This is a genomic window from Rothia sp. HMSC069C10 (genome assembly GCF_001812205.1).
GTDB lineage: Bacteria > Actinomycetota > Actinomycetes > Actinomycetales > Micrococcaceae > Rothia > Rothia mucilaginosa.
Genome location: NZ_KV808297.1, coordinates 465,296 through 489,900, shown reverse-complemented (window position 1 = coordinate 489,900; position 24,605 = coordinate 465,296). Strand labels below are relative to the sequence as shown.

21 protein-coding genes and 1 pseudogene are annotated in these 24,605 nt (G+C 59.3%); 16 read left to right on the top strand and 6 right to left on the bottom strand.

The features are described 5' to 3' along the window. Positions 1 to 435 precede the first annotated feature (435 nt). Both HMPREF2842_RS04200 and HMPREF2842_RS04195 read right to left on the bottom strand, forming a co-directional pair. Positions 436 to 1,218 (bottom strand): phosphatase, encoded by a 783-nt coding sequence (locus HMPREF2842_RS04200; RefSeq protein WP_049346436.1) that lies wholly within the window; start codon positions 1,216 to 1,218, stop codon positions 436 to 438. A gap of 28 nt (positions 1,219 to 1,246) precedes the next feature. Further along, positions 1,247 to 2,509: a glycosyltransferase gene (locus tag HMPREF2842_RS04195; RefSeq protein ID WP_049346434.1), complete on the bottom strand. Its 1,263-nt coding sequence runs from the start codon at positions 2,507 to 2,509 to the stop codon at positions 1,247 to 1,249. Between the two features lie 138 nt (positions 2,510 to 2,647). Between HMPREF2842_RS04195 and alr the strand changes: the two genes are divergently transcribed. From alr to tsaD, 5 genes are all read left to right on the top strand, one after another. After that, a complete protein-coding gene (alr, locus tag HMPREF2842_RS04190; RefSeq protein ID WP_070642924.1) occupies positions 2,648 to 3,961 on the top strand; it encodes an alanine racemase in 1,314 nt (437 codons plus the stop codon). After that, a complete protein-coding gene (gene tsaE, locus HMPREF2842_RS04185; RefSeq protein WP_049346431.1) occupies positions 3,961 to 4,566 on the top strand; it encodes a tRNA (adenosine(37)-N6)-threonylcarbamoyltransferase complex ATPase subunit type 1 TsaE in 606 nt (201 codons plus the stop codon). The genes alr and tsaE overlap by 1 nt, the downstream gene beginning before the upstream one ends. Positions 4,567 to 4,589: 23 nt before the next feature. Continuing rightward, a complete protein-coding gene (gene tsaB / locus HMPREF2842_RS04180; RefSeq protein WP_070642921.1) occupies positions 4,590 to 5,414 on the top strand; it encodes a tRNA (adenosine(37)-N6)-threonylcarbamoyltransferase complex dimerization subunit type 1 TsaB in 825 nt (274 codons plus the stop codon). After that, entirely contained in the window at positions 5,415 to 5,954 is a 540-nt protein-coding gene (rimI, locus tag HMPREF2842_RS04175; protein ID WP_070642919.1) for a ribosomal protein S18-alanine N-acetyltransferase, read from the top strand. It abuts the gene before it with no gap. 157 nt (positions 5,955 to 6,111) lie between these two features. Further along, positions 6,112 to 7,212, top strand: coding sequence for a tRNA (adenosine(37)-N6)-threonylcarbamoyltransferase complex transferase subunit TsaD (tsaD, locus tag HMPREF2842_RS04170; RefSeq protein WP_070642916.1), 1,101 nt, complete (start codon positions 6,112 to 6,114; stop codon positions 7,210 to 7,212). A gap of 158 nt (positions 7,213 to 7,370) precedes the next feature. Here tsaD and HMPREF2842_RS04165 read toward each other — a convergent pair whose 3' ends face one another. Together HMPREF2842_RS04165 and HMPREF2842_RS04160 are read right to left on the bottom strand one after the other, a co-directional pair. Next, a complete protein-coding gene (locus tag HMPREF2842_RS04165; RefSeq protein ID WP_070642913.1) occupies positions 7,371 to 8,519 on the bottom strand; it encodes a glutamate--cysteine ligase in 1,149 nt (382 codons plus the stop codon). Positions 8,520 to 8,818: 299 nt separating this feature from the next. Next, positions 8,819 to 10,279, bottom strand: coding sequence for a class I SAM-dependent methyltransferase (locus HMPREF2842_RS04160; protein ID WP_246823182.1), 1,461 nt, complete (start codon positions 10,277 to 10,279; stop codon positions 8,819 to 8,821). A 226-nt stretch (positions 10,280 to 10,505) separates the two neighbouring features. Here HMPREF2842_RS04160 and groES point away from each other — a divergent pair, with 226 nt between their 5' ends. The 10 genes from groES (at position 10,506) to HMPREF2842_RS09070 (ending at position 21,876) form a co-directional block, all read left to right on the top strand. Then, a complete protein-coding gene (gene groES, locus HMPREF2842_RS04155) occupies positions 10,506 to 10,793 on the top strand; it encodes a co-chaperone GroES (RefSeq protein ID WP_005505066.1) in 288 nt (95 codons plus the stop codon). Between the two features lie 105 nt (positions 10,794 to 10,898). After that, positions 10,899 to 12,485: a chaperonin GroEL gene (groL, locus tag HMPREF2842_RS04150; RefSeq protein ID WP_049341811.1), complete on the top strand. Its 1,587-nt coding sequence runs from the start codon at positions 10,899 to 10,901 to the stop codon at positions 12,483 to 12,485. A 308-nt stretch (positions 12,486 to 12,793) separates the two neighbouring features. Beyond that, positions 12,794 to 14,311, top strand: coding sequence for an IMP dehydrogenase (gene guaB / locus HMPREF2842_RS04145; RefSeq protein ID WP_049353339.1), 1,518 nt, complete (start codon positions 12,794 to 12,796; stop codon positions 14,309 to 14,311). 145 nt (positions 14,312 to 14,456) lie between these two features. Continuing rightward, on the top strand, positions 14,457 to 15,587 hold the full coding sequence (locus HMPREF2842_RS04140; RefSeq protein ID WP_005505070.1) for a GuaB3 family IMP dehydrogenase-related protein: 1,131 nt from the start codon (positions 14,457 to 14,459) through the stop codon (positions 15,585 to 15,587). A gap of 284 nt (positions 15,588 to 15,871) precedes the next feature. Then, entirely contained in the window at positions 15,872 to 16,189 is a 318-nt protein-coding gene (locus HMPREF2842_RS04135) for a lactococcin 972 family bacteriocin (RefSeq protein WP_083309207.1), read from the top strand. Between the two features lie 236 nt (positions 16,190 to 16,425). Beyond that, a complete protein-coding gene (locus HMPREF2842_RS04130) occupies positions 16,426 to 18,474 on the top strand; it encodes a hypothetical protein (protein ID WP_141752177.1) in 2,049 nt (682 codons plus the stop codon). Further along, positions 18,474 to 19,145, top strand: a complete 672-nt coding sequence (locus HMPREF2842_RS04125) for an ABC transporter ATP-binding protein (protein ID WP_083309206.1) — start codon at positions 18,474 to 18,476, stop codon at positions 19,143 to 19,145. The genes HMPREF2842_RS04130 and HMPREF2842_RS04125 overlap by 1 nt, the downstream gene beginning before the upstream one ends. A 222-nt stretch (positions 19,146 to 19,367) precedes the next feature. Then, complete coding sequence (gene guaA, locus HMPREF2842_RS04120; RefSeq protein ID WP_005505071.1) at positions 19,368 to 20,960, top strand: glutamine-hydrolyzing GMP synthase; 1,593 nt, start codon at positions 19,368 to 19,370, stop codon at positions 20,958 to 20,960. Positions 20,961 to 21,177: 217 nt separating this feature from the next. After that, positions 21,178 to 21,444, top strand: coding sequence for a type II toxin-antitoxin system Phd/YefM family antitoxin (locus HMPREF2842_RS04115; RefSeq protein WP_070642904.1), 267 nt, complete (start codon positions 21,178 to 21,180; stop codon positions 21,442 to 21,444). 9 nt (positions 21,445 to 21,453) lie between these two features. Continuing rightward, positions 21,454 to 21,876 (top strand): type II toxin-antitoxin system VapC family toxin, encoded by a 423-nt coding sequence (locus HMPREF2842_RS09070; protein WP_083301090.1) that lies wholly within the window; start codon positions 21,454 to 21,456, stop codon positions 21,874 to 21,876. A gap of 206 nt (positions 21,877 to 22,082) precedes the next feature. Here the strand turns inward: HMPREF2842_RS09070 and HMPREF2842_RS09175 are convergent, their stop codons facing one another. Next, on the bottom strand, positions 22,083 to 22,556 hold the full coding sequence (locus HMPREF2842_RS09175; RefSeq protein WP_141747366.1) for a hypothetical protein: 474 nt from the start codon (positions 22,554 to 22,556) through the stop codon (positions 22,083 to 22,085). Between the two features lie 929 nt (positions 22,557 to 23,485). On the opposite strand from HMPREF2842_RS09175, the gene HMPREF2842_RS09410 reads away from it, so the two are divergent. Continuing rightward, a complete protein-coding gene (locus HMPREF2842_RS09410) occupies positions 23,486 to 23,692 on the top strand; it encodes an EspF repeat-containing protein (RefSeq protein ID WP_161799347.1) in 207 nt (68 codons plus the stop codon). 276 nt (positions 23,693 to 23,968) lie between these two features. Here the strand turns inward: HMPREF2842_RS09410 and HMPREF2842_RS04100 are convergent. Continuing rightward, a pseudogene (locus HMPREF2842_RS04100) lies at positions 23,969 to 24,605 on the bottom strand (glucohydrolase); the annotation flags it as partial.

The window sequence follows — 24,605 nt, the reverse complement described above, 5'->3', positions numbered from 1 at the left end:
AGCGGCGAATAGGCACATTTACCCCTAATTATCGGTGTAAGGGAGACGTGTCCTAGTCTTTGTCCTGATGAATGAGTGAACCCTTAATCTTGCTGAGTGAATAATGGCAGAGACTACGGCAAAGGCGCTGGTAAGACGCCTAGTGGAGCGTTATATGAGCCCGCTGAGCGCATAAACGTGTTCCGTAAACTATTCTACGGGGTCGGGGGTCTTCCGTCTCGAAGAATGAAGAGGCAAAGTCGCTCCGGTGTGATGAAATCAATCACAGAAAAATAAGAGAATAAGAGCCTCCGGGAAGAATGCCTAGTGGAGCTAAGAAACTCCCAAAATTACCGGTATGTTTCACGCATCTGCAGAAAAACAATAACCGGCATATAAAAAGACAAATCCCGGAGTCTCAATAACAAGCCCTACGCACACGGCGTAAAAGGGACATTAAGGGCGCTCAAGCCCCGCACGATCCAAAATGAAATCAATCATCGGTTCATAACGGCGCGGCGGAACGTTATCGTCCATCGGCACACACACCGGCAAATCTCCCTGCTCAGCCGCAACAAACAGACCGGGATCATTACAATCCGCAATGCCAATCGTCAGCAGCTTACGAGTAGACGCCGCATAACCACCCATACCGTGATCCGAAACCACCAGATCCGGGGTCACGCCACGCGCCTCCAGCTGATCCAAAGCGATGCGCATCGGGCCGGGGAAATGTGTATGCTGCAGGTTGCCGTACTGCTCAAACATCACGACATCCATAATCTGGCGGACGTCGCCGTCGAGGAAACGCTCGCCCTCCTCAATCTGAAGAACCTCAGCACCCGCAGCCTTCGCCGCTGCAGCCATTACCGCGTAAATGGGGAACAGGCCCGCCGGGTGACCGGTCGCAAACAGGATGCGGGAACCGGCACGCACCGCCTCGCCGAAGATACGGGCGTACTCCTCCAGGGCGCTGATGCACTGCTCGGCACCAATCGTGTCCTGACCGTGAGTATGCGAACGGTCCGGGTTCAGACCCGCACGGCGGACCATCACCTCAAACACCGAATCGTAATCCCACTCGCGGGTCCACTGAACACCAAACTCAAGGTGCTCATTGCCATCCAGGAAACCCTGAATATGGTCCAGATTATTCTCGCGCGGGGTCGCCACCTCGCCGGTAATACGCACCGAATCCAGGTATGCGGCGAACTCATCGCGGCTCATGGAGAAAGACATTAAAACTCCTCATGACGTGAAAAATACATTACTGCGAGATACCTTCACGTACCTCGGCATAAGCTTCTAGGGTCTTACGCGCCGTCTGGTCCCAACCCATCGTGCGGGCACGCGCCGCAGCGTTCGCGCCCAACGAGTGGCGCAGATACGGGGCACGCACCAGACGCTCAATAGCCGCAGCCCAACGCTGCGGAGTACGAGGAGCCACCAGCAGGCCCGTACGGTGGTTCTCCACCGCATAGCGCAGACCGTCAGCATCCGTAGCGAGCACTGCCGCGCCGCACGCCTGCGCTTCCAAAGCGACCAGGCCGAATGTCTCAGACGACGACGGGGATGCCACAATATCGGCGGCACGGAAAATATTCGCCAACTCAGACGCCGGAACCGGGTCCTTCAAATGCACCCGATCTGCCACACCCAGCTCAGTTGCACGCTGCAACAGGCGGCGCTCATAATCCGAATCGGAACGACCAATAATATCCACGTCCACCTGCAGATCGGAGGGGAGTAGCGCGAGCGCCTCCACCAGCAGATGTGGGCCCTTCAACGGCTGAGGCCTACCGGCAAACACAATGCGGCAACGAGTCTCCGAGGTGTCATTGAGCGGATGCACGCCAGGAATCGTATGGAAAATCGAGGTGTCAACACCCGGGGGGATAATGGCAAGCTTCTGCGCGTCCGTACCGTAGTACTCGCCCATCTGCTGCGCCTCCAGGGGAGTGTTCACAATGACCCGGCTCGCGGAGCTACTCATCAGGTACTCAGCGCGGTAGCGTTCCTCGGGTTCGGGTGCCTCGCCTTCGCCGCGGCGCGCATCCTTGGTGGCAGCCGTTGTGTGGGGAGTAAAGAGAACAGGAACGGGGGAGCCGGCACCCTTCGCCGACCACAGCTCGGATGCGCGAGCCGCCGCCTGACCCGACAGCCAGTAGTGGGCGTGAATAATATCCGGGGTGTACAGCGCCTGCTCCACGCACGCCTGCGCAAAATCATCGGTGACCGTAGCCAGCTCATTCTTCGAAAGACCACGGGCGGAGGGCAGATCAAGACTGTGGCGCACAAGGCGCTCGCCGGGCTGAGGAGGCTGACGGAACGGCGAATCAGCCGGAAGCGCCTCACCGCGGTCCAGGGTGAAAACCTCAACCCGCAGCTCGGGATCCAGCTCCAGCATGGCATGCACCGACCGGGCAATATAGACGTTCATGCCGCCTGCATCTCCGCTACCGGGCTGCGCAAAAGGGTCGGTGTGCATGGAATACACGTGAACCGTCCGAACCGGCGGCAGAGTGCTCATCGATGCTTTCCTCTCTAAAGGGGTACCTGACCTAGTGTAGCGCGACAGGACTTTCGCACAGCGGGAGGTCTAGAATTTAGTAGAAGAGAGGCTGCTCAAGCACAGCCTGTAGTACCCGCCCGTCAGAAACGAAGGACCATGACTCACCCTCAGCAGCCTGCCGAACCGCTTTACTGCCCGCCCTGCACTCCCGGCCAGGTGGAACGTAGCGCCACGATTGACCTTGACGCGCTGGAACATAACGTGCGCCGCCTCAAGGAACTCATTGGTGACCGCATGCTCATTGCCGTGATTAAGGCGGATGCGTACGGTCACGGCGCGTACCCGGTGGCACGTTCGGTTATTGCCGCCGGTGCTGACCTGCTGGGTGTGGTGCACGTGAACGAGGCGCTGGAACTGCGTGCTGACGGTATTGAGGCGCCGCTCATGGCGTGGCTGCACACTCCCTCCACCGATTTTGAGGCGGCTCTGCAGGAGAAGATCCGTCTGGGTGTTTCCGGTTGGGACCTGGAGGCGGTAGCCGCCGCCGCTGAACGCACCGGCGAGCGCGCTATCGTGCATCTGAAGGCTGATACCGGTCTGGGTCGTAACGGTGCCACCGCGGCGGATTGGCCTGCGCTGGTGGCTCGCGCCGCCTGTCTGGAGGAGTCTGGGCTGATTACGGTTGAGGGTATTTTTAGCCACCTGGCGGTTGCTGATGAGCCGGCCCGCGCCGAGACTGCTCAGCAGCTCGACACCCTGGATACTTTTGTGGCTCAGGCTCGTGAGGCTGGTCTGGCCCCGAAGATCGTGCATTTGGCGAACTCCCCGGCGACCCTGACCGCCTCGCTGGAGGGCTGGGACACGGAGGAGCGTCTGCTCGGTGACGGCGTGCGTTGCGGTTTGGCGCTGTACGGTCTTTCCCCGCTGCCGGAGGTGACCGCTGAGGACCTGGGGTTGAGGCCCGTCATGACGGTGAGCAGCTACATTGCCGCCGTGAAGGAAGTTCCTGCAGGTCAGGGCGTTTCCTACGGTCTGCGCTACCACACTCCCAAAGCAACCACCCTGGCGCTGGTGCCGCTCGGCTACGCTGACGGCGTGCCGCGCATTGCGGAGAACGCGCCGGTGCGCATCTACCCGGGCGCGCAGAACGCGGAGAACGGCTCCGTGCCTAACAGTGCGGAAGGTAAGACCTACCGCGTGGTCGGCCGCATCGCCATGGACCAGATGGTCGTTGACCTGGGCGAACCCGGTCTGAGTGACCCCGCCCTGGGCTACCTGGGGGCGCCCGCCATCCTTTTTGGTGCCGGTGAGAACCCGCCCGTGGAAGAGTGGGCGGATGCCGCGCAGACCATTAACTACGAAATCGTGACCCGCATTTCGTCCCGCGTGGAGCGCCTCTATGTTGGCGGCTCCTGGGTTGAAGCTGAGCTGAACGAGCTGTGGGGTACCGGGCAGGAGCAGGAGGGCTAATGAGCTCTGAGTATATTTCTGCCGCACTCGACCTGGATGTGACCGGCCCCGACCATACCCGCCGCCTGGCGCTCACCCTGGCGCAGCACCTGAACGCCGGGGACGTACTGTTGCTCTCGGGCGAGCTCGGCGCGGGTAAGACCACGTTCACCCGCTCCCTGGGTGAAGGCCTGGGCGTGCGTGAAGGCGTTATCTCACCGACCTTCGTGCTCTCGCGCGTGCACCCGAACCTGCCGGACGGCCCCCGCCCCGGCGGCCCCGACCTGGTGCACGTGGACGCCTACCGCCTCTCCAGCGCCGAAGAGCTCGACGACCTGGATCTGGAGTTCTCCCTGCCGCGCTCGGTGACCGTCATCGAGTGGGGTCGCGATAAGGCTGAGCACCTGAGCGATTCCCGCCTGGAGCTGGACTTCACCCGTCTGACCGGCGCGGATGCACGCTTCGCCTACTCGGGTGCCGAAGAGTTCAGCTGGGACGATGAAGACGAGGACGAAAGCGACGAGGATGCGGACACCCCCGAGCCTCGCCTGCTGCGGGTGCGCGCCTTCGGCCCTCGCTGGGAGCACGCTTTTGACGCTCTGAAAGAGGCCCTGCAGAGCGCCTAGAGCCCGCGCGTTAGAATGATAGGGTGCTAGTACTTGCCCTTGATTCATCCGCCACCGCATCTGTGGCGCTCGCCCGTGTGCACGGCTCCGAAGCCGGTGCGTCCTTCGAAATCCTCGCCCGCTACGAGAGTGAAGATACCCGCTCCCACGCCGAGGTGATGGGTCCCTACGCGCAGGCGGCCCTGCAGGACGCTGGCGTGCGCGGCGAAGATTTGGATGCAATTCTGACCGGTACCGGTCCGGGACCTTTTACGGGCCTTCGCGCCGGTATCGTTACTGCGCGCGCTCTGGGTTTTGCCTGGTCGGTGCCGGTGTACGGCATGATGAGCCTGACCGCGCTGGCTGAGCGTGCTGTGTCTGGTGCGGCTGCCGAGGATACTGCCGGGGAAGAGAACGTAGAACGAGCGTTCGCCTCTGCTGAAAGTGCTGAGCTTGTAGAAGGTGCTGAGCTGCTCGTACTCTCCGACGCGCGCCGCCGCGAAGTCTACTCCGCCCGCTACCGCGTGAACGCCGAAGGCTACAGCCTGGTGGACGGCCCGAACGTATGCCCCGCCTCCGAAATTCTGCCCGGTGGGGCTCCCGCCTACGCTTACGGTTACGGTGCTGGCCTGTACACCGAGGCTCTCGAAGAGCACGGCTGGACCATCGTTGATTCTGCCCGCGAGGTTCACCCCCACGCCGAGTACCTGGTTGCCGCCGCGGCGCGCCTGGGCATCGAGAACCTGAGCGAGGACACCTCCGCCCAGTACCTGCGCGACTCAGACGCAAAGGTCCCCGCCGCAATGCTCGCCCGCCAGCAGAAGCAGGCCGCACAGGCTGCGCAGACTGCCGCACAGAAGGAGAGCTAAATGAGCGCTACCGACAATATCGTGCGAGACGACCTGGCGCTGAATAACCTGGCACTGAATAATCTGGCACTGGGCGCCCGCCTGCGCGTTGCCGAACTTGCCGATGTGCAGGCCATGCACCGCATGGAAACCACCCTGTTCCCCGCAGACGCCTGGCACATCGACATGTTCCTCGAAGAGCTGACCCACCCGACCCGCACCTACTACATGCTCGAGCTACCGGTGGAGAACCCGGAAAGCGACGAGAGCGGCTGGCGTGCCATCGGCTACTGCGGAACCATGGTCGTAGCCGACACTGCCGACGTTCAAACCATCGGAGTGCTCCCCGAGTACGAGGGCCACGGCTTCGGCCGCGCCATGCTTGAGCAGATGCACGAGCGTGCCCGCGAGCAGGGTGCCGAGCGCATCCTGCTGGAGGTGCGTGCCGACAACCCGCGCGCTCAGCGCCTCTACGAACGCAACGGCTACCGTGCGATTCACGTACGCCGCGGCTACTACGATGACGGGACCGACGCCATCATTATGGAATGTACGTTCTAAATAGTCCGTTGGGCTAAACGGCAATCCCCTCAATAGGGGCGAGCATTCGCCGCTCTCTACACTTGCCCTCTACGCCACAGCATCCCTACGCCACGGCATCCTTACCTCACTGCAACTAGAAGCACTACGCGCAGACAGCGCAACAGAAAGATAGACTATGAGCACTCGCGAACCCCTCGTTCTGGGCATCGAATCCTCCTGCGATGAGACCGGTATCGGCATCGTGCGCGGTGCACAGCTGCTCAGCAACACCATCTCCTCCTCCATGGAAGAGCACGTACGCTTTGGCGGCGTGATCCCCGAAATCGCCTCCCGCGCTCACCTGGACGCCATGATCCCCGCCCTCAAGGCGGCACTCGCCGAAGCGGACATCACCCTCGATCAGGTGGACGCTATCGCCGTCACCGCCGGCCCCGGCCTGGCGGGCGCACTCATGGTCGGTGTCTCCGCGGCGAAGGCGCTCGCTATTGCCACCGGCAAGCCCCTCTACGGCATTAACCACCTGGTCGCACACGTTGGCGTTGGCCTGCTGGAGGACAACGGCACCGAAGACGGCTCCGACCTGCTGGCGAATGCCGGATCCGGTGGCCTGGGTGCGCTACTAGTCTCTGGCGGTCATACCGAAATCCTGCAGGTGCGCGATATTACCTCCGATGTGCGTCTGCTCGGCGCGACCCTCGACGATGCCGCAGGCGAGGCCTACGACAAGGTCGCCCGACTGCTCGGCCTGGACTACCCGGGCGGCCCCGCGATTGACCGCGCCGCCGCTGATGGCAACCGCAACGCCTTCGTGTTCCCGCGCGGCCTGTCGAACCGCAAGTTCATGGGCACCGCCGAGGAGCCCGGCGCACACCGCTACGATTTCTCCTTCTCCGGCCTGAAGACCGCCGTGGCGCGCGTGATCGAAAGCTTTGAAGCAGCCGGTGAAGAGGTCCCGGTTGCCGATATTGCCGCGTCCTTCCAGGAGGCGGTCGTGGACGTTATCACCAAGAAGGCGATGCTTGCCTGCCGCGAGCAGGGCATGAAGACCCTGCTGCTCGGTGGCGGCGTGGCGGCTAACTCGCGCCTGCGTGAGCTGCTTTCCGCCCGATGCGCCTCCGAGGGGGTGCGTCTGATTATCCCGAAGTTCACCCTGTGCACCGATAACGGCGCGATGGTTGCGGCGCTGGGTGCCCGCCTGGTCGCTGCCGGTCGTGAGCCCTCGGGCGTGGACTTCACGACGGACTCCTCTCTGCCGGTGACCACGGTCTGTTTCTAAACAGGCTACCTCTGAAATAGTTACTTCCGCAGGGATTATTAGCGCGAGCCCGTTGATGCGGCTCGCCTCGAGAATGCTCATAGAAATGCCTCGGCACAGTCTCGCAAAGGACTGCGCCGAGGCATTTTCTGTATTCAAACTTTAGCTGCGGGGGGGCTCTAACGCAACGCTCGCGCACGAGACTGCGCAGCAACATCCAGCGCCACCTCACGCAGAGAGCCGGTCTTCTCAAAGACCGCACGCTGACGATCAGCACCCGTACCCTCGGCGAGGATGCGGCGTACCTGTGCCAGCTCTACCTCGCAGTCAAGGTCGCGTGCCACCGGCTCCAGCTTGGGCAGAAGCAGCTCAAAATCTTCACGCAGGGTACGCTGCACCGGCTCGTTAGAGACCACGATCTTAGCCTCCAGGCCGTAGCGGGCAACGCGCCACTTATTCTCCTGCGCGTGCCAGGGGGCGAGCACCTCAACGCTTTCACCCGCCTCAATCTGGCGGGAGAAGTACTCCACCAGGCACTGCGTGAACGCCACGATCGCCGCAACATCCGGCAGGGACGCGAGGCCATCGCAATAGCGCATCTCAATAGTGCCGTAACGCGGAACCGGGCGAACATCCCAACGGTCCTCGCTCGGGTCGTTGATCACGTCGGTCGCCACGAGTGACTCCAGGTACTCGCTGTACTGCTCCCAGGTGTCAAAGTGGAAGGGCAGGCCGTTCGTGGGCAGCTGCTGGTAAAGCTGGGTGCGGTGCGAAGCGTAACCGGTATCGACTCCATCCCAGTACGGGGAAGAGCACGAAAGCGCCAGCAGATGCGGTCCGTAGTTGGTCAGCGCGTCAATAAGCGGCAGAACCTTATCGCGGGAGTCAACGCCCACGTGTACGTGCACACCGTAAATGACCATGTGGCGGCCCCAATACTGGGCGCGCTCGACCACGCGCTGGTAGCGTTCCTTCGCCACAACCGGCTGGTCAGCCCAGTGGGAGAAGGGGTGAGTGCCGGCGGGGTAGAACTCAATGCCCAGGTCATCGGTGATGTCGCGCAGAGTATCCGTTAAATCCTGCAGCTGACGGCACGCCTCAGCGACGGTGCGGCAGATGCCGGTCACCACCTCGACGGTGTTCTCCAGAAACTCGCCGGTCACATGCGCCCGGTTGGAGGCGGGCTCAAGCAGTTCGGGGCGGCGCTCGCGCAGGATGGATAGCACCTCGCTGGCGCGCTGGGTCAGGGCACCGCTTTCACGGTCGATGAGCGCAATCTCCCATTCCACGCCGAGAGTGGACTGCGGGGAGGTAGCAAAGTCAATCATATTGCCTTTCCTGCGTCTGGAAATAGGGTCGTGCATGGTGCCGACTATGGAAGTTATTATCGGTGGGCTCTACCCGGCTGTGCGCTAGCCGGTGGGAGCCGGCTTTTGCGGGGGAGTACCTCTACTAGGCACCGTATCTAGTGTACGGTCTTGCGGTGCCCGGTGCCCTGTCGAGTGCAGAATCCGGAACGGGAAACGTCATGAATCGTCACGAACGGTAACCCGTCCTCGGGTCTGGGCAGTCGGGTCTGGGCCGTCAGTGCTGGGTAGTTAGGGATGGGTGGCCGGGGCTGGCGAGGTTAGAGCGGGCGCACATGCCAGCCGACGCGGCGTGAATCCCTACCCGAACCGATGCGGGTAAAGACCAGCGTCGCTGGGCGGTACGAGGACTCCTGAGTACCCGCCTGCGCACCCGAAGAAGAATTAACGTTCTTTTTCTGTTTCTTCTTGGAAGGCTTAGAACCCGCCGAACCCAGCAGGCGCGCACGCAACTGCTCCGGAACAATGTCCACGCCACGCTTCTTAATCGTCAGCGCCGTAAAGCCCTGCTCACGCACCCAACGCTTCAGCTGCTTCTCCTGCAGGGGAATCTCCTCCAGCACCTCGTAGCAGGCAACCAACGGATGCTCCACCGGCTCGGCAGAACACAGGTACGCCAGGTGCTCATCCAGCAGGTGCGCGCCAATACTCTGCGCAAACTCAGCGACCAGATGCGAGCGCACAATCGCCGGGGCAGGCTCCAGCAGGTATTCACCCGGCTGCGGCAGGGACACCGGAACGTCAACACTCTGCTCCGCCTCTTCCGCCGTCAAGGGGCTGCGGAAGCTCACCGCCTCGTAGGGAGGCAGTAGGGCGCCGGTTTTGGTTGAGCCTTCGGTTGATCCTTCATTAGGGGCAGCCTCTTCCGCAGGCCACTCGCGCACAGAGGTTGCCGTGCGAGCCACCCCCTCCTGAGCCAGTGCGTTAAACCAGAGCACCAACTCGGCGAGGGATCCCTCCGACTGGATCCACTCCGCCTCAACGCGCGGGTTGGGGTTCGCCTCCGACGCAATATCTTCGGGCGAGGGGATGCCCTCATGAGGAAAACCGGGGCCCAACTTCACGCCCATCGGCACACCCGTACGCGCCAGATTCAGCACGAATGAGAACGGGGGAGAGAACGCCTCCGGATCAAAAAGGCGCTCCGTCTGGGCCTTCTTCGCACCCCGCAACTCGCGGCGCGCCGGGTCCATCCACACAATGCCCACCGGCTCACCGGCAGCGTCCAGAAGTTCACCGTGCACATAATCGGTAACATCCCCCGAATACACGCGCGCCTGCGGGCAAAACTCAAGGTTCTTCGCCGCAAAAGAAGCCGTCAACGGGTCCAACTCCACCGCAACCACGGCACCGCGATCGGCCGCATACACGGCAGAATCCGACGCGATACCGCAACCCAAATCAGCCACCGTGCCGGCAACCGGGCGCAGACGCTGAGTACGATAGTGCGCAATCACCGGGCGGGTCGCCTGTTCCGCCGCCTCCTGAGTCAGCATGAGCGTGCGGGTGCGCTCGCCGAACTTGGCGCGCGCACGGGTACGAGCCTGCGCCAGCGAAATAATCTGTGCAGACTCCTCGGGGCTAAAACCTCGCGAACGCAAAGAAGTAACGGCGCTGAGCGTATCTGAACCCAGCGGGTAGAGCTCGTCGGCTGCCGCGAGTGCTTCGGCGCTGAACGGAAGCTCGGCGGCGGGTGTAAAAGGGGATGCGGGAATAGGCATGCTCCTCATTTTACGGGGTGCCGGTTTTGAGAGGTGGGGAGCCCGATTTGCCCAGCTTTTTGCTCAGCGTTCGCCTTGCGGTGAAACACCCCGGCAGAGGGGTGCTTTTCTTGACCGAAAGCACAGGTGAAACTAGAGTTGAGGTAGCACTCGAGACAGTCATCGGGCGCGCCACTGCGCCGCTGTCTCGCATCAAACGTAAATCCACAACCCGGAGGAACCGATTATGGCTATCAAGCCCCTGGAAGACCGCGTCGTTATCAAGATCGAGCAGGCTGAGCAGACCACCGCATCCGGTCTGGTCATCCCCGAAACTGCGAAGGAAAAGCCGCAGGAAGCACGCGTTGTCGCCGTTGGCCCGGGCCGCGTGGATGAGAAGGGCAACCGCATTCCCGTAGACATCAAGGAAGGCGACGTTGTCGTGTTCTCCCGCTACGGTGGCACCGAGGTCAAGTACCAGGGCGAAGAGTACCTGATTCTCTCCGCGCGCGACGTTCTGGCAATCGTCGACTAATACTTTCAGATGCTCATGCGCCGTACCGCTCATCCGGTACGGCGCATGAGCTATCATCTGCCCCTCAAAATTTCCTTTCTGTGACGCACTAGGAGTAGCGAACACATGGCTAAGCAGCTTGAATTCAACGATGCAGCCCGCAAGTCCCTGCAGGCCGGCGTCGATAAGCTGGCAAACGCGGTCAAGGTAACCCTCGGCCCGCGCGGGCGCAACGTTGTGCTCGACAAGCAGTGGGGTGCGCCCGTCATCACCAACGACGGCGTGTCCATTGCCCGCGAAATTGAACTGGACGACCCGTACGAGAACCTGGGCGCCCAGCTGGCGAAGGAAGTCGCCACCAAGACCAACGACGTAGCCGGTGACGGTACCACCACCGCAACCGTGCTCGCACAGGCACTGGTCAACGAGGGCCTGCGCAACGTCACCAGCGGCGCGGCACCCGCCGACGTCAAGCGCGGCATTGAGGCTGCTGTGGAGGCTGTCTCCGCACGCCTGCTCGAGAACGCACGCCCCGTGCAGGGCCCCGAGGTGGCGCACGTTGCCGCTATCTCCGCCCAGTCCGAGCAGATCGGTGAGCTGCTGGCTCGCGCCTTCGAGAAGGTCGGCCAGGACGGCGTCATCACCATCGAAGACGGCTCCTCCACCGAAATCGAACTGGACATCACCGAAGGTATGCAGTTCGACAAAGGCTACCTCTCGCCCTCCTTCGTCACCGACGCTGAGCGCGGCGAAGCAGTGCTGGAGAACAGCCTCGTGCTGCTCTACCAGGGCAAGATTTCCACCATCGCAGAAATCATGCCCGTGCTCGAGAAGATCGTTCAGGCGAAGAAGCCGCTGACCATCATCGCAGAAGACGTTGACGGTGAGGCGCTCTCCGCACTGGTCGTGAACAAGCTGCGCGGCACCATCAATGTGGTCGCTCTGAAGGCTCCCGGTTTCGGTGACCGCCGCAAGGCAATCATGCAGGATTTGGCAATTCTGACCGGCGGCACCGTCGTGACCGGTGAGCTCGGCATTGACCTGCCGCAGGTCACCCTGGAGCACCTGGGCTCGGCACGCCGCGTGACCGTCACCAAGTCCCACACCACCATCGTGGACGGTGGCGGCGACCCCGAGGCAATCGAGGACCGCGTGCAGCAGCTGCGCCGTGAAATTGAGCGTGTGGATTCCGAATGGGACCGCGAGAAGCTCAAGGAGCGCCTGGCTAAGCTCGCCGGTGGCGTGGGCGTCATCAAGGTCGGTGCCGCAACCGAGGTTGAGGCGAAGGAACGCAAGCACCGCATCGAGGATGCTGTGTCCTCCACCCGTGCAGCCCTGGAAGAGGGCATCGTCTCCGGTGGCGGTTCCGCACTGGTTCACGCGCTGAAGGCACTGGACGGCATGGACCTGGGCAACCACGACGCAAACGTGGGTGTACAGATTGTTCGCCGTGCCCTGGTTCAGCCGCTGCGCTGGATCGCTGAGAACGCGGGCGAAGACGGCTACGTCATCGTCTCCAAGGTCTCCGAGCTGCCCGTGGGCCACGGCTTCAACGCCAAGACCGGCGAGTACGTGGACCTCATCGAAGCCGGCGTGATTGACCCGGTGAAGGTGACCCGTTCGGCTCTGCAGAACGCATCCTCCATCGCGGCTCTGGTGCTGACCACCGAGACCCTGGTGGTTGAGAAGCCCGAAGAAACTGAAGAAGCCTAAATAGTGTGTGTGCCCGGTGCCGCCCCTCCACCATGGAGGCGGTACCGGGCACTCGCTGTCGGTAGGCTCGGATGCGCTCGCGTTCGCGGGGGCGTTAGAACCTGCCGACAGCCTCCCGCTGAGGAATGCTTACTCTGAGTGCTTCTCAGCAAAGAAACCTCTAGCGGTTTACTATAGAAGGTAAGCTGCTCCCGTTTGCGCTCAAACCACCTTGTGGGGTGCGAGCAGACGGGTCGTACCGCATCTTGACATACGCAACGTATAGGCTGAGCTTCTCACCGATGAAGCCAGCATCCGAAAGGTAGACAATGACCATTCCCACCGCTCTGTCCGAGGATCCCTTCGGCTTCACCGGCCTGACCTACGATGACGTGCTGCTGCTGCCCGGCAACACCGACGTCATCCCCTCCGATGCGGACACCTCCACCCGCCTGTCCAAGCGCATCACCCTGAACACCCCCATTATTTCCGCGGCAATGGACACCGTGACCGACTCCGCTATGGCAATCGCTATGGCACGTCTGGGCGGTATGGGCGTTATCCACCGCAACCTCTCCATCGAGGATCAGGCTGCACACGTTGACCGCGTGAAGCGCTCCGAGTCCGGCATGATCATTAACCCCGTCACCATCGGCGCTGACGCAACCATCGCCGAGTACGATGAGGTCTGCGGCTACTACAAGGTCTCCGGTCTGCCCGTCGTCAGCGAAGAGGGCGTGTTGGAAGGCATCATCACCAACCGCGATATCCGCTACATCTCCCGCTCCGACTACGACGGCATTCGCGTTCGCGACATCATGACCCCCATGCCGCTGGTCACCGCACACCCCAGCGTCACCAAGGACGAAGCATTCGCGCTGCTGTCCCACAACAAGATTGAGCGTCTGCCCCTGGTCGACGACGCAGGCAAGCTCGCCGGTCTGATTACCCTCAAGGACTTCGTCAAGACTGAGCAGTACCCCAACGCCACCAAGGACGAGGACGGCCGCCTGCGTGCCGGCGCCGCTATCGGCTTCTTCGGTGACGGCTACGAGCGCGCAATGACCCTGGTCGAGGCTGGCGTCGACGCACTGTTCGTGGACACCGCAAACGGTCACTCCCAGGGCGTGCTCGACATGATTGCCCGCCTGAAGAAGGACCCCGCCGCAGCACACGTGGACGTCATCGGTGGCCAGGCTGCAACCCGCCTGGGCGCACAGGCTATCATCGACGCTGGCGCTGACGGCGTGAAGGTTGGCGTTGGCCCCGGCTCCATCTGCACCACCCGCATCATCGCCGGTGTTGGTGTTCCCCAGGTGACCGCTATCAACGAGTCCGCTAAGGCAGCTATCCCGGCAGGTGTGCCGCTGATTGCTGACGGCGGTATGCAGCACTCCGGCGAGATTGGCAAGGCACTGGTTGCCGGCGCTGACTCCGTGATGCTCGGCTCCCTGCTTGCCGGCACCACCGAGTCCCCCGGTGAGCTGATCTTCATGAACGGTAAGCAGTACAAGGCATACCGCGGCATGGGTTCGCTCGGCGCGATGCAGACTCGTGGCCGTCACAAGTCCTTCTCCAAGGACCGCTACTTCCAGGCTGACGTCTCCAGCGAAGAGAAGCTGATCCCCGAGGGCATTGAGGGTCAGGTTCCCTTCCGCGGCCCGCTCTCCGCAGTGATTCACCAGCTCGAAGGCGGCCTGCGCCAGACCATGTTCTACGTCGGTTCCCGCACCATCGAGGAGCTCAAGCACAAGGGTCAGTTTGTGCGCATCACCCCCGCAGGTCTGAAGGAATCGCACCCGCACGACATCATGATGACCGTTGAGGCACCGAACTACCGCGCCTAAAACGCATCACCAACGATGATTCGCCGCATGGTGTGCACACCATGCGCCGTTGAGCCCGCCCCATAACCGTTCAGGTATCGGGCGGGCATCGGCGCGAATAACGCCCAGCGGCACCCCTCAAACCGAATTCGAAAGGATTCACCCCATGTCTGAAATTCAGATTGGCCTCTCCAAGAACGCCCGCCCCACCTACTCCCTGGACGATGTGGCGCTGGTGCCCACCCGCCGTACCCGCGACCGCCGCGACGTCGACACCTCCTGGCAGATTGACGCCTTCAAGTTCGACACCCCCATCATTGGTGCGCCCATGGACTCGGTCATGTCCCCGGCGACCGCCATTGCACTGGGTAAGCTGGGTGGCCTGGGCGTGCTGAACCTCGAGGGTCTGTGGACCCGCTACGAGGACCCGCAGCCGCTGCTCGACGAGATTGTTGAGCTGCCCGAGGCGGACCCCGCCTCCGCAACCACCCGCATGCAGCAGATTTACTCCGAGCCGATTAAGCCGGAACTGATCACTGCACGCCTGGAAGAGATTCGTGACTCCGGCGTGGTCGTTGCAGGCTCCCTGAGCCCGCAGAACACCCAGGAGCACTACGAGACCGTGGTGAAGGCGGGCGTTGAGCTGTTCGTCATCCGTGGCGCGTCCGTCTCTGCTGAGCATATTTCCACCTCGCACGAGCCGCTGAACCTGAAGAAGTTCATCTACGAGCTGGACGTTCCGGTCATCGTTGGTGGCGTTGCTGGCTACTCGCAGGCTAAGCACCTGATGCGTACCGGCGCAGCCGGCGTGCTGGTGGGCTTCGGCGGCGGTTCCGCACAGACCACCCGCCAGGGCCTGGGCATCTCCGCACCCATGGCAACCGCTATCGCCGACGTGGCTGCGGCACGTTCGGACTACCTGGATGAGTCCGGCGGCCGCTACGTGCACGTGATTGCTGACGGCTCCCTGGGCCGCTCCGGCGACATGGTGAAGGCTCTCGCACTGGGCGCTGACGCTGTCATGCTGGGTGCTCCGCTGGCTCGCGCATCCGAGGCTCCCGGCCAGGGCTGGTACTGGGGCAACGAGGCGCACTCGCTGGACTTCCCGCGCGGCGTGCGCACCCCGCTGGGTGTTGTCGGCTCCCTGGAGGAAGTCCTGTACGGTCCTTCGCACCACGTGAACGGCACCAGCAACATTGTCGGTGCGCTCAAGCGCGCAATGGCTAACTGCGGTTACCTGGATCTGAAGAAGTTCCAGAAGGCTGACCTGACCGTGGTCCCCGCGTACCGCGGCTAATGTAGCTTCATGAATCACCGCCCGGTGGCTGATGGGTTTATCCCTCCGGCTACCGGGCGGTATTGCTTTGAGGTGTTCTTTTGGATAGGGCGCGAGTCACTATCTTTGGAATAATGAAATTTATGCCACGTTGTGAAACCTTCTCATTTTATAGTGTCGGGGGTTATATTTTCACTGTAGTGTATCTAGTGAGAGCGATGGCTAAGGTCTATATTCTCAGGAAGAACTTATGCAAAAGTGTAAGTTCAATACCATATGGATATACCTATTGAAGGAGATTAGAAATGGGTATCATCGCTACCCCTGTTAAGAAGGTTCTTGCCGCTATCGCATTGAGCGCGACGGCGCTGACCGCCGCTCCTGTCGCAACTGTCCCGGCTGCGGCGACTGTTGTTGATGTGCGTGGTGGTACTTGGGACTATGGTTCGTCTATCTGGGGCGTGTGGTCTCGTTATTACCACAAAGAAGAATGGCATAGCGCAACCGTTTGGGGAAGGGACTGGGTTTACTCCGGATGTAAGAAGCCCTTTACCACGGCTAGGGCTTCGTCTGCTCGTTCCTGGAACCACACTAACGAAGCTTACTATAACAACCATTATTAGAAATAAGCACGTTGAATATTTTATAGCGTACTAGCAATATGGTCCTGCAGATGATGCAGGAAGCTAATATGCAAAATATTTGGCGGGCCGTCTGAGCGAATCTATCAGGCGGCCCGCCCATATGACAGAAACGAATCCCCATGCTTAAGTGCCGATTCCGATTTGGCCGGTATGTATCGGTCCTCACCTCAGTTTATCTATGGGCGACCCTCGCCTCCATCGTGTTCCCCTTCTTCATGCTTCTGAGTATCAACTCGGAGATGTCTCTTGGGCATACCCGTAACCTCCAGATTCCTTCTATCAGTGAAGGCGTAGATACTCGCAAATTTCTGGAGAATATGTGTCAGGAAGCGGAGAAGAACAGCATCGCTATAGCTCGTCGCACCCTTGACGTGTCAGATACTCGGCACGGTATCGTACTCGAATTCTGTGGTGCCGAAAATACTGTACGTAGGTGGGAGCAAACGGGATACCCTTCCTATGCTCCTGAAGACCGCGTTGAGGTCAAAAGGCTTAATCCGGGCAAGGTTGTAGAAGCTCGAGGTCTCTACAACCTTTATGGCGGTAGTGACCAGCAACGTGCCCAGTTGCTCACTACCCTGCGTGAAAATGGTGCGCATGTAACGGAATACGATGTTCTCAATCTCCGAAGCATTACAGGGTACTACATGGGAACCCCAGGCGGGTATGCCTTTATCGCAACATGCCTAGCCCTTAGTACGGCTCTGATTGGTGCCGTATTCCGGCAGACGAAAAAAAGCGCGCGCCTGCGTCTGCATGGTGCATCCCTAAACCGTGTCTACAGTGCACAGCTGCTAGAATCAGGGCCTGCTATTCTTGGCGGAATTCTGGGCCTCTACGCCCTTTTCTATGCATTCCTCGCTCTGTACAATTCGTGGGCTTTTGCGGCCTTGACACTGAAAGTTCAGCTTATTCTGTTGTGCTGGATGTTGGGCCTTATGCTTCTGCTGCATTATGTGGCTTGTGTATTTACTGTAGCTATACCTATTGGACAAGCCCTTAAAGGAAAGGTACCCACGCGTATTACCTATGCGGCTAGCTGGGCGTGCCGCTCTTTGGCGCTCATCCTTGTTGTTGCTACTCTAATCACTTTGGCTTACACGACTCAGCAAGTCCATGCACTCAATCAAGCCCGCCCCGCGGTGCTTCAGAGTAGCGGATATAGTGTGTCCTTTAATGGTTTCCGGTATAAGGCTAGTGACATCCAGAACCTTCAGGGCTGGAGTAAAGAACAAGTAGAATCTGATAATGTCATCCTCGCTAGTGCGGAGAACCCTGTCTATACATCCGATGAATCGATTGAAGCTTATAGAGCCGGAAAGAATGAATCAGACTCTCTGAAACCTGATCAGAGCTTGGGTCGCACCTTTCTGTACGTGAATCGTGAATACCTGGATAGTAATCCTGAATCCCTGCCAGCAGGCTTACCTCCTCTTGAAGACCTGGAAAGTCGTAGCGGTCTTAGCGTCTACTATCCCCAGGAATTGGAAAAGCACACCGATGATATAAGGCGCCTTGCCTCTAGTGCCTTTGACTCGGCTGATAGCTCTTCTCCCTCGAACAATTTAGAAGCTCCACGAGCTGAGCTTTCGGAATTGAGAGCATATGAGACTGTAACGAGCTCCTACACATATGGTGACGGTACCAAAGCTAACTACTTTGTACAGAACCCCATTATTGTGTATGTCCCGAAAACTGTGCTGACCGACAGAATGGAGATGCTCGTTGCTGCCTTCAGCCAGAACGGGGCATTCATTAAGGATCGGCAAAAAGCTCTCGAATCTCTTGAGGGTAGTGCGGCTCGAAGCTATGTAGGTGAAATTCTGCCGGTGAGTGAAAAATATTTTAGTCTCACAAGCAGGATGCAGAGCGAACAACGCATTAGCTTGTATGCGCTCATTATCCTTTCCGTTTTGTGTCTTGTGACCCTTCTGGAGTACGCACGCGTGTACTGCGCAGAACATCAGCAGCGTATTGCTCGTTCCTTTACCTACGGTATGCATCCGACCCAGACTTTCCGTGGGGTTCTCATTGGGGAGGCGGTTTTAACGACTCTTGTCATTAGCTATGGGGTTCTCCAACTAACGAGCTTGGCCCACGAGCAGTATCTCAATGCTGGGGCTGAGACTGCATCTGTTATTGCAGTGCTGGCAACGGTACTCTTCACGTCCACCGTTATTGTGTCGATTGGTATGAGTTTATTGGCCTTTGGCAGAGGCTACCGAGTTGCAGTTGCCAATCATGCGCGAAAGGAAATGTACTGATGGCGTCCATCTTAAAAACAGAAAATCTGCTGACCGTAAGCGGAGGGTCTGTGCGTATTGCAGGGCATCCTATTTTTGCTGATGTCCACATTGTCGTAGCCCCAGGACAGATGCTAGCCCTAACTGGTGCCTCCGGAAGTGGAAAAACCACTCTCCTTAACTGTCTAGGGACCCTGACCGACTTTACCGAAGGAGAATATACCTTCCAAGGAACAATGTTGAGCGGCTCATCCTCGCGAACCCGCCGTCATTTCCGCCGTGATAGTCTAGGATATCTCTTCCAGAACTATGCCCTGGTAGAAGGGGAGAGCGTTGAAAAGAATGTCCTCGGACCGCTCGCGGTTATGCCGCGTTCGCAGCGCCCGAGCCGTAAAGAGCTAGAGTCCGTCCTCAAGCGGGTCGGTTTGTCTGGGCGAGAGAAGTCTCTTATCTACCAACTCTCGGGTGGTGAGCAACAGCGCGTGGCGCTTGCTGGGCTTATGTTGAAGCAACCGTCCCTGATTCTGGCGGATGAGCCGACTGGTGCCCTGGATGCCGAGAATGAGGCGCAGGTACTTGATATTCTGCGGGAGATGGTGAACGCTGGGGCCTGTGCCATTATTGCTACGCACAGCGATGCGGTGGCTGACTTCTGCGACCGGCGTATTGATATGTCTCAGTTCAAGGGATAAACGAAGAGAATTGTTTTTATAATGTACCGCCTGGCTATGGAGACGTTAACTCCGTTGCCGGGCGGTGCTTTCTTATATCGCTGTCTTGATGCGGTGGAATGACCGGCAAAGTGCGGAATAGTTCCCGCGCCGCGGGCATTCAACCCCACAACGCGATAGCGTAAAATAGATATATCCCCGCGCAAGTGCGCGGATTAGTACCAACACGTTGAGGTAATTTTCGTGACCAACTCTGTGAACCTGGACCAGCTCGAAGAGCGTCCCGTCCTGGTGGTAGATTACGGTGCACAGTACGCGCAGCTCATTGCTCGTCGCGTGCGTGAAGCCGGCATCTACTCCGAAATCGTCCCCCACTCCATGAGCACCGAGAAGATGCTCGCCAAGAACCCGGCAGCTATTGTGCTCTCCGGTGGCCCCTCCTCGGTCTACGCCGATGGCGCACCCAAGGGCGACAAAGCCCTGTTCGAAGCTGGCGTGCCGATCTTCGGTATCTGCTACGGCTTCCAGGTGATGGCTCAGACCCTCGGCGGCACCGTCGCCCAGACCGGTCTGCGCGAATACGGCGCAACCGACGCTGTGGTCTGCGCTGAGAACTCCTCCTTCCTCACCGGCACCCCCACCACCCAGAACGTGTGGATGTCTCACGGTGACTCCGTGACCGAAGCCCCCGAAGGCTTCGAGGTGCTGGCTAAGACCCCCGGCGCATCCGTGGCAGCATTCGTGGACGAATCCCGCAAGCTCGGCGGCGTGCAGTGGCACCCCGAGGTGAAGCACTCCGACTACGGCCAGGTCGCCCTGGAGAACTTCCTCTATAATGTGGCAGGCCTGAAGCCCACCTGGTCCACTAACAACATCATCGAAGAGCAGGTCGCAAAGATCCGCGAGCAGGTCGGTAGCGACCGCGTCATCTGCGCGCTCTCCGGCGGCGTTGACTCCTCCGTGGCAGCAGCACTCGTGCACAAGGCTGTTGGCGACCAGCTCACCTGCTTCTTCATCGACCACGGTCTGCTCCGTGAAGGCGAGCGCGAACAGGTCGAGCAGGACTACGCAGCATCCATGGGTATCAAGGTCATCACCATCGACGAGTCGGAGCGTTTCCTCTCCGCACTCGATGGCATCACCGAGCCTGAGGCGAAGCGTAAGGCTATCGGCCGCGAGTTCATCCGCTCCTTCGAAGAGGCACAGCGCAAGCTGATCGCTGAAGCGGGCGAAGAGGGCGCAGACATCAAGTTCCTGGTCCAGGGCACCCTGTACCCGGACGTTGTTGAGTCCGGCGGCGGCGACGGCACCGCAAACATTAAGAGCCACCACAACGTGGGCGGCCTTCCCGACGACCTGACCTTCGAACTGGTTGAGCCGCTGCGCACCCTGTTCAAGGACGAGGTTCGCGCTATCGGTCGTGAGCTCGGCGTTCCCGAGAAGATCGTGGCACGTCAGCCGTTCCCCGGCCCCGGACTGGGCATCCGCATTGTCGGTGAGGTTAACCGCGAGAACCTGGACACCCTGCGTGCCGCTGACGCTATCGTGCGTGAAGAGCTGACCGCAGCAGGTCAGGACGAGCACATCTGGCAGTGCCCCGTGGTTCTGCTGGCTGGCGTTCGCTCCGTGGGCGTTCAGGGTGACGGCCGTACTTACGGCCACCCGATTGTTCTGCGCCCGGTCTCTTCGGAAGACGCAATGACCGCTGACTGGTCGCGCCTGCCGTACGACCTGCTGGCTAAGATCTCGAACCGTATTACGAACGAGGTCAAGGACGTTAACCGAGTGGTGCTGGACGTTACCTCCAAGCCCCCGGGAACCATTGAGTGGGAGTAATCCCGCTGTGGGCTACCTAGCTTTGTAGCTGGGAGCCTGTGAAGGAGCCGCCCGGTGCATCCTGCTGTGATGCGCCGGGCGGCTTCTTCGTATCTTCCTAACGATATATAGCGGGTCTGAAGATGGAGGGGTTGTCGTAGTACTGAAAGGAAAATATAATGTAGCTACGTAGTTACATTATTTATGTTTTCATGTCGTGAGCAGCAAGGGGGAAATTATGACCGTTATGACCAGCCGCGAGTTCAACCAAAATCTCGCCAAAGCCCAAAAACAGGCACAACATTCACCCGTAATTATTACAAAGCGTGGTGAACCTACGTATGTCCTCATGACCTACGAAGAATACTCACGCAACCAGAATGAGGGAACCTCCCTCTACGACTTCTTTGTAAACTACCCTCAACCTGCTGAAGGTATGGACCTGCCCGAAGAATTCCCCACGGCAGAACGTTCCGCACATCAGCGCCCCATTGTAGAGTTCTAGGGGACAACGATGTACCTGCTTGATACCAATATTATTTCTGAGTTGTGGAAGCTCTCACGCGGTAAGGCTGACCCTGTTTTTGAGTCGTGGTTTCGCCGTTATTCAGAAAAGCCACTCTATATTAGCGTCGTGACCCTAATGGAACTAGAACGCGGTGTGCTTGCTATGGAGCGTAAAGATCCGATACAAGGTGCTTATCTGCGTGAGTGGTTTTTGGCAGTTCGAGAGAAATTTCAGAAACGAACTCTTGTCATTGACGGAGCTGTAGCTGATTGTTGTGCAGGGCTTCACGTGCCGGATAAAGCGCCGGAGAACGACGCATGGATCGCTGCAACTGCTTTGACTCATGGTCTTACTCTCGTAACGCGCAATGTCAAAGATTTTGAGCGTCTGCATGTTCGGCTCCTGAACCCCTTTGAGTGTGCAACCTAAGATGGCTGAAGCCCCGTAAGGAGCCGCCCGGTGCATCCTGCTGTGATGCGCCGGGCGGCTTCTTTCATATGAGCGTTTCTGAAAATACTCCGTAGCCTAGATTTTTCGCATGAATTTTAAAGAAAAACACCAAAATATTTAAAACGAGAGTTCAAATAAAAGAACTAAAAACTCTCCACAAAACCACACGGGGAAAAGAAAAACCTTTAATGCGGGTGATGCGGGTGACGAATCGAATCACGCCAATGAGCGCTCGACCCCAACCCAAAATGCAGAGCAAAAAACGTACCAAAACAGCAGAACCCAAACGCGCACGCCATATACACGCCGTAGGTCAGCATCATAAACTCAGAATCATGGCTCACTCCCGACGCGACATTCAACACCAATGAGACGCCCAGAATGACAAGCCACACAGCGCTCGCAGCCGCAATCAGCCACGAGATAACACTCAACACCGGGTGAGTCACCCTAAAGGTCTGCTCAGGGCCCTCAGAGGCGGGTACAGCGGCTATAGAAGCTGTAGCAGGGGCAGTAAGCAGAGCAGAAGAGCGCTGCGGAATATGCGCATCAGCATGCTGGCTAGAAGCCTGCGCAGGACGCTTTGCAGATTGCTGGGGGACGCCACCGGATTCGGGAGGGGGAGATTGATACGGTTGTTGCATTGCGGGCTCCTGCATATTTAGCCTTACGGGAGAAGAAACAGCCTAGTTCCTCATCTCGTAAGAAATGAGTGTCTGTGATAGAACGAAAGAATGTGGTGGAAAATATATTCTCTCTATATTTCAAGATTAGAAGCGAACCGTATAAAAAACGAGAGCATCAGCGAATAAGATGCAATATGACGCGAAAATTTCGAAAAATACAACAAAAAATCAATAAACCTCAACCTGAAGGTTCAGTGTAGGGTTATTAGACAGGGACCTTAGCCGTAAAACAACGGCACAGACACAGCAACAGCGAAAGGAACAAGCATGGGAATGATCCTCCCACTCCTCTACTTAGGGGTAGGCTTCGGACTCGCAATGTTGCTACCCGAGCACTGGGGCAACCGTCTGAAAGAAAGCGCCTCCGCGCTGCTGACCCGCTGGATTATCCCCACCGTCATCGTTTACATCGTCGCCACCAGCCGCCCCGAACTCTTCTTCATGGCAGCCTCCACCATGGTGCTCATGGCGCTTCTAGTACGCTGCGCCGCCTTCTTCACGAACGACCCGGTGCAGCGGCTCGCCCTCGTTTACCTCAACGCTGGAATCTTCGGAATCCCCGTAGTTGCCAGCTTCTGGGGCGAGGAAGCCGTACGCCTATACGTCGGCGCGTATATCGGCAACTCCGTCATGGGTAATATCCTCGGCACCTCACTCATGCGCAGAGAAACCAACACAGAGGAACTCACGAATAGCCGAGTCAAGCCCACCCGAAAAGCTGTCACACACAAAGCTGCCGTCGGTGCAGTACTGCGGTCCCTGCTCACGAACCGCCCCATTATCGCCGTAGCAATCGGGCTGATATGCCTGCCCGCCGGACCGCTCCTTAACACCCACGCCGCCGGTATCTACCGGCTCATCACCTGGGTCTTCAGCTTCGTAGGGCTCATGGTGCTAGGCATGTGGCTGAGCACCGCCCGCCTGCACCGAACCGACCTCAAACAAGCCGTCCGGTGGGCGCTACTGCGTGTCGTGCTCGTGAGCGTCTACAGCGTCGGCATACTCACCGCTGCATACTGGATGCATACGCACACCGGAGTGCACCTCAATCAGCTACTGGCGCACCCACAGGTACTTTTTGTTCTCGGAGTGCTGCCGCCAGCAGCTAATATCGTCATTCTGGAAACCCACTACCGGCACGAAGGAACAGCCGCACCCATTATCGCCTCCGGGGCCGTCGTCAGCGTAGGAATGATAGCCCTCGCCGTGCCAATCCTACAGCTCGTCTTCTCCAGTTGAGCAGAGCCTCCAGCTAAGCAGAGCCAAGAAAGCACGCCTGGACCATAAAGGAGACAACACAAAAGGAGGGCGGGGCATAAGCCTCACCCTCCTTCTGCTGTCTATCACCTTATCGGCACGCGGTAGCACTCAACGAGCTACAGCGCTTAGCGAACGATGTGGTACACCTTCGCCTCGTAGGGGCGCAGAGTCGAACCCGCGTCGTCCTTGTAGTTTGAGCTCACCAGCTCAACACGAGCACCAGCCTCACGAGCCTCAGAAAGCACAGCGAAGTCGCGCTCCTGCTCCTCGGCGGTGAAGTTCGAAACAACCAGCAAAGACTCATTCGCGGGGCTGCCATCCGCACCACCGGTACGGGTGTACGCGTACACAGCCTCATCCTCGTTGTGCGGAACCTGAACCGAATCCACCGGAGCGAAGGCTGCGTAAACCATCAGGTCCTTCAGCTTGCCGCGGCGCAGAGCCACCAGCTGCTGGTAGTGGTAGAAAATCGAATCCTCATCAGCCAGAACAGCCTCAGCATTAATCGCCGGGTAGTTCGGGTTCACAGCAATCCACGGGGTTACACCCTCGGGGCTGAAACCACCGTTAGCGGAGGCATCCCACTGAACCGGGGTACGAGCGTTATCGCGGCCCTTAATGTAAATCGCCTGCATCGCCTCTTCGTGGCTCAGACGCTTGTGGTCAACGTGCATGTCCTCGTAGAAGCGGATCGAGTCACCATCGCGGTAATCCTCAATCGAATCGAACTTCACGTTGGTCATGCCCAGCTCTTCACCCTGG

Excerpts from the sequence above, each read along its gene's own strand:
- tsaD (WP_070642916.1), top strand. The coding sequence starts at position 6,112 with ATGAGCACTCGCGAACCCCTCGTTCTGGGCATCGAATCCTCCTGCGAT.
- HMPREF2842_RS09175 (WP_141747366.1), bottom strand. The coding sequence starts at position 22,556 with ATGCAGGAGCCCGCAATGCAACAACCGTATCAATCTCCCCCTCCCGAA.
- HMPREF2842_RS04165 (WP_070642913.1), bottom strand. The coding sequence starts at position 8,519 with ATGATTGACTTTGCTACCTCCCCGCAGTCCACTCTCGGCGTGGAATGG.
- tsaE (WP_049346431.1), top strand. The coding sequence starts at position 3,961 with ATGAGCTCTGAGTATATTTCTGCCGCACTCGACCTGGATGTGACCGGC.
- HMPREF2842_RS04200 (WP_049346436.1), bottom strand. The coding sequence starts at position 1,218 with ATGTCTTTCTCCATGAGCCGCGATGAGTTCGCCGCATACCTGGATTCG.
- alr (WP_070642924.1), top strand. The coding sequence starts at position 2,648 with ATGACTCACCCTCAGCAGCCTGCCGAACCGCTTTACTGCCCGCCCTGC.
- guaB (WP_049353339.1), top strand. The coding sequence starts at position 12,794 with ATGACCATTCCCACCGCTCTGTCCGAGGATCCCTTCGGCTTCACCGGC.
- groL (WP_049341811.1), top strand. The coding sequence starts at position 10,899 with ATGGCTAAGCAGCTTGAATTCAACGATGCAGCCCGCAAGTCCCTGCAG.
- HMPREF2842_RS04140 (WP_005505070.1), top strand. The coding sequence starts at position 14,457 with ATGTCTGAAATTCAGATTGGCCTCTCCAAGAACGCCCGCCCCACCTAC.
- HMPREF2842_RS04130 (WP_141752177.1), top strand. The coding sequence starts at position 16,426 with ATGCTTCTGAGTATCAACTCGGAGATGTCTCTTGGGCATACCCGTAAC.
- HMPREF2842_RS04160 (WP_246823182.1), bottom strand. The coding sequence starts at position 10,279 with ATGCCTATTCCCGCATCCCCTTTTACACCCGCCGCCGAGCTTCCGTTC.
- rimI (WP_070642919.1), top strand. The coding sequence starts at position 5,415 with ATGAGCGCTACCGACAATATCGTGCGAGACGACCTGGCGCTGAATAAC.
- HMPREF2842_RS04135 (WP_083309207.1), top strand. The coding sequence starts at position 15,872 with ATGGGTATCATCGCTACCCCTGTTAAGAAGGTTCTTGCCGCTATCGCA.
- HMPREF2842_RS04195 (WP_049346434.1), bottom strand. The coding sequence starts at position 2,509 with ATGAGCACTCTGCCGCCGGTTCGGACGGTTCACGTGTATTCCATGCAC.
- groES (WP_005505066.1), top strand. The coding sequence starts at position 10,506 with ATGGCTATCAAGCCCCTGGAAGACCGCGTCGTTATCAAGATCGAGCAG.
- HMPREF2842_RS09070 (WP_083301090.1), top strand. The coding sequence starts at position 21,454 with ATGTACCTGCTTGATACCAATATTATTTCTGAGTTGTGGAAGCTCTCA.
- HMPREF2842_RS04125 (WP_083309206.1), top strand. The coding sequence starts at position 18,474 with ATGGCGTCCATCTTAAAAACAGAAAATCTGCTGACCGTAAGCGGAGGG.
- HMPREF2842_RS04115 (WP_070642904.1), top strand. The coding sequence starts at position 21,178 with ATGACCGTTATGACCAGCCGCGAGTTCAACCAAAATCTCGCCAAAGCC.